The organism is Nostoc sp. 'Peltigera membranacea cyanobiont' 232, assembly GCF_002245985.1.
GTDB lineage: Bacteria > Cyanobacteriota > Cyanobacteriia > Cyanobacteriales > Nostocaceae > Nostoc.
The window spans coordinates 1-14,031 of sequence record NZ_NOLK01000190.1; the positions used below are offsets into that span (position 1 = coordinate 1).

The 14,031-nt window shown below is 38.9% G+C and carries 6 protein-coding genes; all 6 read right to left on the reverse strand.

Features of this window, described 5'->3' with window-relative positions:
• A partial coding sequence (locus tag CDG79_RS34930; protein ID WP_143855668.1) for a condensation domain-containing protein occupies positions 1 to 1,592 on the reverse strand: 1,592 nt, incomplete at its 3' end.
• Positions 1,589 to 6,340 (reverse strand): type I polyketide synthase, encoded by a 4,752-nt coding sequence (locus CDG79_RS34935; RefSeq protein WP_094346199.1) that lies wholly within the window; start codon positions 6,338 to 6,340, stop codon positions 1,589 to 1,591. The genes CDG79_RS34935 and CDG79_RS34930, both read right to left, overlap by 4 nt.
• 36 nt (positions 6,341 to 6,376) lie before the next feature.
• The gene (locus tag CDG79_RS34940; protein ID WP_094346200.1) at positions 6,377 to 9,148 is read right to left on the reverse strand and encodes a non-ribosomal peptide synthetase; all 2,772 of its coding nucleotides are present in this window, start codon (positions 9,146 to 9,148) and stop codon (positions 6,377 to 6,379) included.
• A gap of 54 nt (positions 9,149 to 9,202) precedes the next feature.
• Entirely contained in the window at positions 9,203 to 10,459 is a 1,257-nt protein-coding gene (gene ectB / locus CDG79_RS34945) for a diaminobutyrate--2-oxoglutarate transaminase (protein WP_094346201.1), read from the reverse strand.
• A 217-nt stretch (positions 10,460 to 10,676) separates the two neighbouring features.
• The gene (locus CDG79_RS34950) at positions 10,677 to 12,077 is read right to left on the reverse strand and encodes a condensation domain-containing protein (protein WP_094346202.1); all 1,401 of its coding nucleotides are present in this window, start codon (positions 12,075 to 12,077) and stop codon (positions 10,677 to 10,679) included.
• On the reverse strand, positions 12,074 to 14,031 hold a 1,958-nt coding region (locus tag CDG79_RS34955), incomplete at its 5' end, for a condensation domain-containing protein (protein ID WP_223278525.1). The genes CDG79_RS34950 and CDG79_RS34955, both read right to left, overlap by 4 nt.

Consider the following 14,031-nt stretch of genomic DNA (forward strand, 5'->3'; position numbering starts at 1 on the left):
GCTAACTGATTAGCCCGCTCATTCAACTGTCGATAGGTCAATTGCTGATTTTCAAACACCACCGCTACTGCATCGGGACTACGCTCCACTTGCTCTGCAAATAACTGATGAATGCATTTATCTTGGGCATAGTCAGCTTGAGTATCATTCCACTCTACAAGTAACTGATGTTGCTCAACTTCTGTTAGCAGTGATAATTCTGAGAGCGGTAGTTTCGGCTTTGCAATAATCTCTTTAAGTAAGGTTTGGAAATGTACAGCCATCCGCTTAATAGTACTTTCCTTGAATAAATCTGTATTAAACTCCAGGTTAGCAAAAATTTTTTGTGGTGTTTCTGTTATCTCTAAAGTCAAATCAAACTTGGCGCTACCATTATCAATTACCAAGGGATTTATAGTCAAACCAGGCAATTCAAAAGCTGGCATTGGTGTATTTTGAAGCACAAACATCACTTGAAATACTGGTGTGTAGCTCAAGTTTCGTTGTGGTTGCAGTTCTTCTACTAGCTGCTCAAAAGGTAAATCTTGATGGGCATAAGCTCCTAATAGGTTTGTCCGCACACGAGCTAGTAGCTCCTCAAAGGTAGGATTATCTGCCAAATTAGTTCGCAGTGCAATTGTATTAGCAAAAAAACCAATTAATTCTTCTAATTCTGTGCGATCGCGGTTAGCAATGGGCGAGCCGACTACAATATCTTCACTACCCGTATAACGCCATAGTAGTATTTGAAAGGCTGCCAGCAGGGTCATAAATAAGGTACTTCCATGCTGCTGGCTCAATTTATTTAAGGCTACATATAAATCATCAGATAACTCAAATGGATAGCTAGCACCCTGAAAGCTGCTAACAGCAGGTCGTGGGTAGTCAGTGGGTAACTCTAATAATTTTGGTGCGCCCTCTAACTGGTTTTTCCAATAAGATATTTGTGATTGTAGTAATTCTCCTTGTAGCCGTTGTCGCTGCCAAGCTGCAAAGTCTACATACTGTATTGGCAGTTCTGAAAGCAAAGAAGGCTGCCCTTTCGAGAAGGCTTCGTAAAGTACTGCGACTTCTTGAGTCAGTACTCCCATTGACCATCCGTCAGAGATAATATGGTGCATTGTGAACACTAGAATGTGTTCTGTTTCTTTGAGACGCAGCAAAGTAGCTCGCAGTAATGGAGCTTGGCTCAAATTAAAGGGTTGCTGAATTTCTTGTATAACTAACTTTTTAACTTCAGCTTCTTGCTCAAACTCAGATAATTCCTCCAGATTGATGGTAGGTAAATTCAAGCTTAAAGTAGGAATAATTACCTGAACAGGTTTTTCTTCCATCGTTGCGAAAGTAGTTCGCAAAACTTCGTGGTGTCGCACTATTTCATTCAGGGTTTGCAATAATGCAGCTTGATTCAGAAAACCTGTAAGACGCAAAGCTGCCGATATGTGATTAGCAAAGTTACCAGGTTGTAATTGGTCTATAAACCAAAGTCGTTGTTGACCAAAAGACATTGGAAAAGTCTGAAGCTGGCTAACCTTTTCTTGAAGTAGTTTTGCCAACAATTCACGTTTTTTTTCTGGTGAAATATCATTAATTTTCTCGTGATTACTGGTCATTGTTCAGTTCCCTTTTCTGCTAACACCTTATTAAGCAGTAACTCTACTTCTTGGTCTGAAATTTGATCGAGTTTTGCCAACACCTGTTGCTCATTACTCCGCTCGATTCTTTCAATCATGTTGATACTATACCTTTCTCCCGAATTTCGGGTCTGTTCAACCATCAATGCTTGATCGATGATAGTGGGTGCTTCAAAAAAGCTATGCAGAGACAGGTTTACTTGAAACTCTTGACGCAATAGAGAGAGAAGTTGAGTAGCTAATAGGGAATGTCCTCCCAAATCAAAAAAGCTATCATGAATACCTATTTGATTAATTCCCAGGATCTGTTGCCAGATTCGAGCAATAGTTCCTTCGATTTCATTATTAGGTGCAACATAATCATTACCTAGATTTGGGCGAGGATGGTTTGCTTGGGAAATACTAGCTGAAGCTGAGTTATCTTCCAGAAGTTTTAATCCTTCTTCCAGAAAATTGAGATAATGATTCTCCTTAATTACATCTGAGAAATTTTTTGTTGACACAACAACGTGAGGTAAGGCACTTCCCAAAATGCGATCAAAAGCATCAGCGCCTTCTTGGGGCATTATTGCTTCTTTTAATTCTTCTGCAACTATATCTTCCGCTATATATTTGAGATTATCTGGTAAAATAATCTCCGTTGCCATACCTACTTCTTGCCAAGTATCCCAGTCGATTGATATTGTTAATCTTCCAGATTTAGAAACTTGATTATATGCATATACATCAAGAAATGCATTAGCCGCGCAATAATCTACCTGTCCAAATTCACCCAATATAGAACTTTGGGATGAACAAAGTACCAAGAAATCTAAATTAATATTCTGAAAAACTTGCTCTAGTAATATCGTTCCTCTGACTTTTGGTGCGAGTACCTTGCTTGCTATATCCGGGGTTTTAAGTTGGATGACACCGCCACCAGCAATACCAGCTGCGTGGATAACACCATTAATCTCACCAAATTTTTCTATTGACTGAGCAATCACAGCCTGCATTTGTTCGGAATTAGTCACATCCGCACTGATTACCAAAACTTCTGCACCAAGAGCCTCTAATACTTGCACTTTACAAATTATCCGGCTAACCCGATCTTGTTCATCATGAGTTGCCAACCATTCTTGCCAATGATCTTTTTCAGGAATACTCTTTCGTCCAACTAGAACTAATCTAGCCTGCACTTTCTTTGCTAGATGTTCTGCTAATACTAAACCAATACCGCCTAGTCCACCAGTAATTAAGTAAACCCCTCCCTCCTTTAACTTAGTTTTATCAGCTATGCTCTGTTCCAAATGCACAGGCTCGAACGATTGAATCCAGCGATGATAACCACGGTAGGCAACTATGTCATCTGTTTGATCTGCTGTAAATTCTGCGATCAGATTGTCTAAAACTTTTTGTCCTGATGGGGTTTCTAAAGAATTGACTACTATATCAATATTACGGCAATATATGTTTGAATATTCCTTGGGAATTACCTTACATGGCCCTAATACGGTTGCTTTAGAAGGGCATAATTTCTCATCGCCAGTTACATCATATAAATTACTGGTGACTACCATCAGCTTCAGAGAATTGCTAATATCTTGTTTTCCTAAGGCCTGTGTTAAAAAAAGTAGACTCCAGAAACCGAGATGCTGACAATCTTCAAAAAATTGATGTTGTGTTTGTTCGTCTAGCTCTTGAGAGTGTAGAGTATCGTTGGGAGTAACGCCCCAAAAATGGGCAATCCCCTGGGCAGTCCAATTCTGCTCTTGCAGTGTTTGAAGCAAGGTATCATAATCATCTCTCTGTTGGGGATTAATTGTATATGTACAGTCACTAAGTTTCGCAAAATTATCTGCGACTTTGACGGTAATCACATCCTGACCTTGTTGTTTGAGTCTTTCTGCAATTTCTGATCCCACTCCATAGGTATCGACAAAAACTAACCAACATAACTTTTGTTCTACCAGCTTTTGTTTTTGGAAAAGCTCAAGCGGTGTAGATTCTCTCCAACGAGGAATGTAGAACCAGTCAGCAATATCTGGCTTCTTATCTAAGGTTTTTGACGACTTCATTGCCAGAAGCGCATTTCGATTTACCTCCAGCCAGTAACGCTTGCGCTCAAAAGGATAAGTAGGTAAGGGTACACGATGACGCTTTTCATCTACGTAAAAACCAGACCAATCAATGTGAACTCCTACTGCCCAAAGTCTACCCAAGGTGTTGAGTAAAAATGCTACATCTGATTGTTGCTCTTGAGGATGTCGTATAGAGGTTAGGGCTATCAGTTCATCTGTTTGATGTTGTTTAACCAAACTACTCAGTGTCCCTCCCGGGCCAATCTCCAACAGTATTTGCTCTGGCTGTTTGAGTAACTCTGTTACCCCTTGGCTAAAACGCACTGGCTGCCTTAAATGCCTCGCCCAATAGTTAGGGTCTGTCGCTTCTGCTACGGTAATCCAAGTTCCGCTAACATTGGACACAAAAGGAATTTTCGGGGGATTGAGTTTTATTTTTTGTAACGACCAGGTGAAAGCTTCAATGATGGGTTCCATCATTTGAGAATGAAAGGCGTGGGAAGTATGCAAATGTCTACAGCTTACACCTATTTGTTGTAGCTTCTGTTGCAATTGGTCTATCGCTTCTGTCAAACCAGACACCACGCAGGAAGAAGGTGCATTGCTTGCAGCCAGAGAGATTTCCTTTTCTAGCAGTTGTTTTACCTCTTGTTCTGGAAGCTGAACCGAGAGCATAGCACCACTAGGCAACTGCTGCATTAGTTTTCCGCGAGTAGCTACTATTGCCAAGGCATCTTCCAAAGAGAAAACTCCAGCCACAGTGGCGGCTACATACTCTCCTATACCGTGACCAATCATAGTCTCAGGACGCACGCCCCAGGCCATCAATAACTTGGCTAAAGCATATTCAAGCACAAACAAAGCTGGTTGAATAATTGCTGTTTGCTGCAACTTTTGTGCTGCTTCTTGAGTTTTTTCTGCAAAGGGGTAGAAAATTGTACGTAGGTCTACTTCTAAGTGAGGTATGAGCAGCTCGCAGCAGTAATCAACTTGCTCTCTAAATACGGTTTCACTCTCGTATAATTCCCGACCCATGTTTACATACTGCGAACCTTGTCCAGAAAACATAAACACAATCGAGCGATTACAAGGTTCTTGGTAATGGGTGAAAGCCATTTGAGGGTCTTGCAGCGCCTTGATTGCATCTTCTTGGTTTTGGCAAACTACCATTCGGCGATGGTTCAAAGTCCAGCGGCCCACTTGCAAAGTATGAGCAACATCAGCGAGATTGAAATCTGGATGCTCTTGGAGATAATTAGCCAGATTTTCTGTAGCAGTTTCCAGTGCTGTATTTGTTTTAGCTGAAAGTAATAATAACTGCCAAGACCGAGAAGGGCTAGAAGGTTTAATTATGGTCGCTTCTTCTAAAATTACATGGGCATTTGTCCCACCAAAACCAAAAGCACTAACTCCAGCACGACGAGGAGCGTCATTGCTCTTCCACTCAGACAATGTGTTGTTAACGTAAAAAGGACTGTTAGCAAAATCTATCTGGGGGTTAGGTTCTTCAAAGTTTAAGCTAGGTGGTATCTGTTTATGCTTGAGTGCTAAAACGGTTTTAATTAGACTTGCAACTCCAGCAGCTTCGTCCAAATGTCCAATGTTGGTTTTCAAAGAACCGATCGCACAAAAGCCCTTTTTCTGAGTTTTGCTGCGGAAAGCTTGTGTTAAAGCAGCAATTTCAACGGGGTCGCCTAGAGCGGTTGCAGTCCCGTGAGCCTCTATATAGGTAATTGTTTCGGGTTCCACCTCAGCCATAATCTGAGCCGCTCTAATCACCTTTGCCTGACCATCAACGCTGGGTGCAGTGTAGCTAACTTTGTTTGCTCCATCATTATTAATGGCGGAACCTTTGATGACTGCATGGATGCAGTCTCCATCTGCGATCGCTTCCTCTAAACGCTTTAAAACTACAACACCTAAACCTCTTCCTCTTGGACATCCCTTGGAATTGACATCAAAAGCACGGCAATGTCCATCAGGAGATGAAGTTCCATCTTGCTGATATATATAACCGACTGCTTCTGATATTGAGACTCCAGCCGCCAAAGCAACATCACACTCGCCACTAAGCAAACCTTGGCAGGCTAAATGTAAAGCAACCAATGAACTTGAACAGGTAGTTTGAACTGCATAACTTGGCCCCTGCAAGTTTAATTTATAAGAAGCAAATGTAACGGAAGCTCCAGAGGTTCCTTTCTCTATTTGTTGTTCACCAAGAGATTCTACAATTTCATAATTTGAATAAATATTACGTAAATAACCGCCAAAACTAGTACCAACATAAACTCCAATCGGCTGATTGTAAGCTTCGGAACTATAACCAGCATTTTCAAGTGCTGTCCATGCATGTTCCAAAAAGAAACGGAGTCCGGGATCCATAATTTCAGCTTCTCTGGGATTTATACCAAAGAATGAAGCATCAAACAAATCTATATCTTCAACTACACCCTCTGCCCTAACATAATAAGGGTTTGTAAGGTCGGCAGAATCTACACCTAAATCTTTTAGCTCTTGAGCGCTGAAATAATGAATCAACTCTACTCCGTCTCGGATATTTTGCCAAAATTGCTCAACATTTTGAGATTGGGGAAAACAGCCACTCATCCCAATAATAGCTATTTCTAAGCCTGTTTTGTCACTTAAATAATCTACTGAGTTAGACATCATTTTTTATCCTTTTAATTAATCTTTTATTCTGTTTTAAATAAATTGTTTTTTCTTTCGCAAGAGACTTTGTTTTAATCTAGCTTTACCAGCTTCTAGATTTTCATTGATTTGATTACTTTCAGAAGCAAATACTTCATCAATATTATCTTTTTGACTTAAATACTGTGATAAAGAATTTATAGTCGGATATTTAAAAAGGTCAGTTATAGCTAAATCCGCTTTCAAAAGTTCTCGCACTTTGCTATAAACCTGAAGTACATTTAGCGATTGACCACCGAGGTCAAAAAAGTTATCTTTAATGCCAACTTTTTCCACCTTAAGTACTTTTTGCCAAATATCAGCAACCGTCCGCTCGATCTCATTTCGCGGAGACACGTAAGCTGTTTCTAGTTCTGGACGAAGATTATCTGGTTTAGGCAGAGCTTTACGGTCTACTTTACCACTTGGTGCTAGCGGTAGATTTTTCAGTACTACAAAGGCAGAAGGAATCATGTGGTCAGGTAATTTTCCCTTCAAGAAGCTACGGAGTTCGCTAATACTAGGAACTACTTCTGTCTTCGCAACCACATAGGCAACTAATTGCACGTTATCTGCTTGCTCCTGTTGAACCACAACTACATTTTCACGTACATTCGGGTGCTGACCTAAAAATGTCTCAATTTCTCCAAGTTCAACCCGGAAACCACGAATTTTCACTTGATGGTCAATACGTCCAAGGAATTCGATGTTCCCATCAGTCAGCCACCTTCCTAAATCTCCAGTCTTATAAATTACATCTCTGCGATTACCAGCTAGGCTGTTTATGGTATCTGTAAACGGGTTAGGAACAAAGCTTAAATTGGTTTTTTCTTCGTTTTTCCAATACCCATCACCTACACCAATTCCCGATACACAGATTTCTCCGGGAACACCAATGGGTAATAGCTGCATTTCTTCATCCAGAATGTAGAGATTTAAGTTTGCTAATGGTTTACCAATTGGAACTGTTCGCTGATTTTCTGGCAAAGGTTTGTTAACGATAAACTGGGTGATATCATCAGCAGCTTCGGTAGGGCCATAAGCATTAGCAATTCTGATATGGGGGTATATCTCAAGCCACCTATTTACCCATTTAACCGATACAGATTCACCCGATAATATCATCCATTTTAAATCTGGTAATACCCGTTCATAGTTTGGTAATTGGGAAGCATATTCAAGTAACCCTCCAAATAATGTTGGTACTAATTCAACAACAGTAATTTTTTCTGATTTAAGTACTGCAAATAATTGGTCGGGAATCGCAACAGTTTCGATATCTACAATTATAGTCTTTCCGCCAATTAAAAGTGGTGCCAAAAATTGCCATACAGAAATATCTGTTGAAGAAGGAGCGCTTTGGAGAAAACAAAATTCCGACCTTAACTCCAACTCATCAAATTGAGCATAAATATGATTTATTGCACCATCATGTCTAACAATTGCCCCTTTAGATAATCCTGTAGAGCCTGAAGTATAAAGCATATAAGCTGGGGTGACAGCATCATTCAGATGTTCTATATTTTCATGAGGTAGCTGGTCAAAATCACACTTGCTATATATTTTAAGCTCTGTTTTATTAGCCCATATTTTAGTCCTATTCAAGACATCATCTAAACAAATAATAGATGATAATTGCGAATCATCTTCTACCAAGTCTGATAAGGAATTTAATAGCGAACAATCTGTTAGTATAAATTTAACTTCGCTATTAGATAGCATATATTTAATTCGATTTGGTGGATAAGTACTATCAATCGGTATATATGCCCCACCCGCCTTGTAGATAGCAAGGATAGCAACCAGGAAATTGATATCGCGAGCTTTAAAAATGCCTACAAACTCTCCTTTAGAAACTCCTATTTTTCGCAGTAATCTAGCTATTCGATTAGCTTTTATATTGATTTCTTGATAGGTTAATTTAGTGGATTGATGAACGACAGCTATCTTGTTTGGAGTTTGAGATACCTGATTTTCAAATAATTTATTTATTGTCCGATCGACTGGATATTCTTTAGTCTTGTTGTTATATATTTTCAATAGCTGATGTTTATCAAATTCTTTCAAAAATAGAATATCTGATATTCTATTATTCAATTTATTGATAATATTCTCAAGACCATTAGTATAATACCTAATCATCAATTTTATATTTTCATCTTTAAACAGATGTTCTTTATACTCAATATTGGCAATAATACCTTCACCATTAACTGAAAAAGAAATTGTTATATCATTATTAAGTTGATTTAAATCTTTTTTACTGTGAATATTTTCTAATAAAACTACTATGTCAAAAAGTGGACAACGATTAGGGCTTGTTGGTAGCTCTAACAACTTAATTAACTCATGAAAATTATAGTTCTGATTGTTGAAAGCACCGATAATTGCATCTTTGACTTCAAAAGTAAAATCTTTGAATGAAAGTTGACGTGTTACCTGAGTCCGCAAGGGAATGACTTTGTTATTTATGCAACCTGTACCATTTTCTTCATATATAGGTATTCCAATAATAACATCATTATTTCGAGTATATTTTTGTAGCAATATATTCAATGCAGACACTAATATCAAGTACGTTGAAAAATAAGAACCTTTAGCTAGCTTAATGATTGCTTTAGATAAATCATTTGATAAGTCAAAGCTAAGAGATTTGTTTCTATCACTAGGAAATGAAGGTCTTACATAGTCCAGCATTAGATTTGTTTCTGGTAGTTCTCCTGATAATTTATTTATCCAATAAATTTTTTGAGATAATAAGTCATTTAAGTGTGATTTTGTACTCATATTTTTCTCCTGACAACAAACTACTTGCTAAGTTATGAATATTAGTATGCCAATTTAATTTGATATGCAGTCATGAAAAGCTTCTTTGATAATTGAACAACCTTTTTCTAAGGTAGACATATCAATTACCAAAGGGGGTAAAATTTTAATTACAGTATCATTTCTACCTGCGCGTTCAACTATTAATCCTAGCTCAAAACAACGCGATGTTATACTTTTAGCAAAACTATTGCCGCCAAAATTTTTTAAATCAATACCCCAAATCATACCAATTCCACGTATTGCTATCTTTTCATTAATTGATGCTATTTGTTGAGTGAGAAAATTTTTCAAAAAAAGTTCTTTGGCTTTGACATCCTGTTCTAGATTGCTACTTTCTCTATACTCTAGAGCAGCTGTTGCTCCTATAAATGCCAATTGATTACCCCGAAAAGTACCATTATGCTCACCCGGTTCCCATATATCCAATTCTGGTTTAATCAATAATAGTGACATTGGAAACCCGTACCCACTAATAGATTTAGAAAGTACTACCATATCGGGAACAATATCTGCTCTTTCAAAGGAAAAGAAAGAGCCTGTTCGACCACAGCCGACCTGAATATCATCGCAGATTAATAAAATATCATTCTCGTCACATAACCTTCTTAGTCTTTGCATCCACTCAATGGGAGCTACAACAACTCCACCTTCAGCCTGCACTGTTTCAAAGATTATTGCTGCTGGTTTTTCAATTCCAGAGTTGACATCATTTAAAACAGAATTTATATATTCTATTGTGTCAAAACTTTCCATGAATCCATAAGGATAAGGCATAAAGTTTACATTACTTGATGTACCAATTGCGCCTGCTCTAATTCCTATGTTGCCACTAATCGATAGGCTGCCTAAAGTCATTCCATGATATGCTCCCATGAAGGAGAATATGCCTGTTCTTCGTTTTACTTTTCTCGCTAATTTTAAAGCAGCTTCAACTGCGTTTGTTCCTGTTGGCCCACAAAATTGAATGCGATAATCTAGTTTTGTTGAACTTAGTACCACCTCATCAAACTTGGCTAAAAATTTCTCCTTAGCCGAAGTATACATATCCAAACCATGTGTTATTCCATCGGCATCTAAATATGAGATCACTTTTTCTTTGATATAGTCGTGATTATGTCCATAATTTAAAGCACCTGCTCCTGCTAAAAAATCAATATATTCTTCACCTGATTCAGAATAAATTATAGAACCTTTAGCTCTATGAAAGATGGCGGTAAAATTGCGGCAATAGCTTCTGACGTTTGATTCACGCTTTTCAAATATATTCATGAGTTTTCTATTTGAATTACAAAATACATTAATTAATCTGGGATTGCTGAATTTGGGGTTTTACTTCAAAAGACTCTTCGGATCTATAGGAGCGATCGCTAAAAGCCAAAAACCCCTTCTTCTTCTCTAATTACAAATAAATAAAGATAAAAACCTTGGAAATGAAATTTGGTGTTTTCTTTTTGTTAATTGTGATTTTTAAGCTTTATCTAGCCATTTAATTGGTGGAAACAAAATCAAAATCCAATGACATTTCTGTTTCTAACATTGATAATTTAATATGGGGCTTTTGCTCTGTAAGCAACAATAACTCCTGAAGACGTACTTGAGGATTTGTCACCACGCCTTCGAGCAATATTTTTAAATGCTCTAATATATTAATGATTGTTGCAGCATCAAAGCGGCGAAAATCATAATTAATTCCAATCGTCAGTTCTGAACCAGGATACCCAACTATAGTTAGAGGATAGTTAGTTTTGTAATATTCAGTTTTCTCAGAGATGTTTAGACTTCCCCATTCTTGCAGAAATTTACCTGTTTTTTGGTTCTCGAACACCACTATGCTCTCAAACAAGGTTACGTTACCCCGAACTTCGCTGCCCTTTTGAATATCTACCAATGGATAATACTCATACTCACGAATATCTATCAACTGATTTTGTAATTGCTGAAGCCAAGGTAATAAATACTCATCCATATTTACCTTGAGGTTTACTGGTAAGGTATTAACCATTTCCCCTACCATTGACTCCGAACCCTCTAAATCTACTGGACGACCAGAAGTCGTACAGCCATAGATTACATCATTTTTGCCATTGTAGTGACACAGAAGTATAGCCCAAGCTCCCTGAACGAGGGTACTCATAGTGAGGTGATGCTGTCTTGCTAATAAATATAGATTCTTTGTCGTTGCTTCCGATAGACTGATTTTTATATCCTCGTACCGTTGTTCTAAGTGAGACAAGTTGTTTGACTCTAAATTCCTTAGGGGAGTAGCCTCTTTGACTCCATTAAGATGCTGTCGCCAGAAATCCTCTGCTTTTGATGAATCTTGCTGTTTGAGCCATTTGATATAATCTTTAAAGCAACTGCCATCTGCTAAGGATGCATCCTCACCCTGACAATAAGCTTCATAAATTTCAATCACATCATTTAATACCAATGGATATGACCAACCATCTAGAACGATCAGGTTGCTACTCCAAACAAGATAGTAAGCGTGTTCTTGAATCTGGATGATAGCCACACGCATTAGAGGTGCTTGGGAAAAATCAAAACGTCGCAGGCGATCGCTGTTGAGAAAAGACTGTAAATGCTCTTGCTGTTCTAATGGATTGATTTCCTGCCAATCTTGGTATTCTACAGGTACTTCTACTTGTTGATGCACAACTTGTAGTGGTTTATCCAATTCTTCCCAATAGAAGCTAGTACGCAACATTGTGTGTCGGGTTGCTACTTGCTGCCAAGCATATTTAAAAGCCGCAAGGTTCAAATTGCCACTAAAGGTGTAGACGGACTGTGCATGGTATAGCTCCATTTCTGGAGCGTGCAAACTGTGAAAAAGCATACCATGCTGTATCGGAGATAGTGGATATATATCTTGGATATCTTCTTTCATGTTGTTTTATTTTTACTCCCTCGGTTGATTTTCTCTAAAAACCGATCGAGGTCTTGTTGAATCAAGTCTGCTTCTGGAAAATCAGAAGGTGTATATCCTCTGTCTTCAGGGGATTGACAATGAGTCACGAGTACTAGCAATGCTTCCAAAAACTCTTGCGCTAATCGTTCGATAGTACTTCGTCGATGTATTTTTTCACTGTACGCCCAATTCACTCTCAACTGGTTATCAATTACCAAAGCATTGATATTTAGTAAATAGGTCTCGTGGTTCCCCGAACTGCGCGTTTGTCCTTGGGAGTTCTGAGAGATTCTAAATATTGATGAGTCCGAAAATGTTTGATCGAACTGACCTAAGTAATTGAAGACGACCTCAGCTTGGGGAAGCGATCGCAGTGCCTCTACTCTCGTAGTATCATGACTTAGGTAACGTAGTACACCATAGCCCATTCCCTTATTTGGAATGCCCCGCAGCTGCTCTTTTACCACTTTCAAGGCATCTACGGGATCGGACGTTTTTCCTAAATCTAACATTACAGGAAAAATAGAGGTTAACCAACCCACTGTGCGTGAAAAATCTACATCATCGAAAATTTCTTCCCGCCCATGACCTTCCAGAGCCAACAACAGAGAACTATTGCCAGTCCATTGAGAAAAAGCTTGTACTAATGCCGTGAGCAAGACATCATTAATTTGTGTATTATAAGCTTTTGGTACTTCTTTTAGCAAGGCTTCAGTCTGTTTTACAGTCAGAAAAATTGAGATGTTCCGAACTTCCGCCACAATATTGTCGCCGTTAGAAAAATCGACTGGTAAAGGAGCAATCTCCTGCCAACACGGACTCAGCCAATAGTCCCATTCTTGCTGGAGGGTAGCTGATTGTGCATATTCCTGTAAGCATTGCGACCAATATTTAAACGAAGTTGTCTTTGCTGGCAGTTGCGCTTTCTTGCCTTGACTTAACTGTTGGTATACTGTTTCCAAATCCTCCAGTAAAATCCGCCAAGAAACGCCATCTACGGCTAAATGGTGAATGACTATCAGCAAATGGCTTGGTTGCTGCCCTAAGTCGAACAGAGCAACTCGGATTAATGGGCCTGTTGAGAGATTAAGACTGGCTTGTAATTTGGTAGCAGCTGTTTCGATGGCTAGTTCTTGTTCGCTTGCTGATAGGGCAGAGAAATCCAAGTGTATCCAGGGTAATTCTGCATCAGGGCTGGCTATAACCTGCTGCCAACTAGACTCTGTTTGCTCAAAACGTAAGCGGAGAGCATCATGGTGTAACAGCAGTTGCTGTACGGATTTTTCTAATACAGCTAGGTCAAGAACTTGTTTAACTTCTAGTAAGACTGCTTGGTTCCAGTGGTGGGGTTCGAGTAGATTCTGTTCAAAAAACCAGTATTGTATTGGTGTCAGAGAAGCTAAACCTGTAACCAGTCCTTGTTCAGCTTGTTTTACCTTTTTCGCAACTGCCACACTTGCCAAACCAGCAACTGTTTGATGTTGAAATAACTGTTTAACTGCCAGTTTTAGACCAGCCTGGTTGGCTCTGGTGATAACTACAATGGCAAGGATGGAATCACCACCTAACTCAAAAAAGTTATCGAAAATACCCACTTTATCCACACCAAGCACTTCTGCCCAAATTTCAGCCAGCTTGGCTTCTACGAAATTACGAGGTGCTACTAGCTCTTTGCCTAATTCAGGTCTTGCTGTATCAGGTACAGGTAGTACCTTACGATCAACCTTGCCATTAGGTGTTAATGGTAACGCTTCTAGGCTGACAAAAGCAGATGGTACCATGTAAGGTGGCAACTTTGACTCTAAGAAGCTACGTAGTTCAGGAATTGCCAGTGTTTGCTCTTTTTGAGGAACTACATAGGCGACTAAACGTTTAGAATTTACCGATTCTTCGCTGACTACAACTACAGTTTCTTTTACTGCTGGGTATTGGT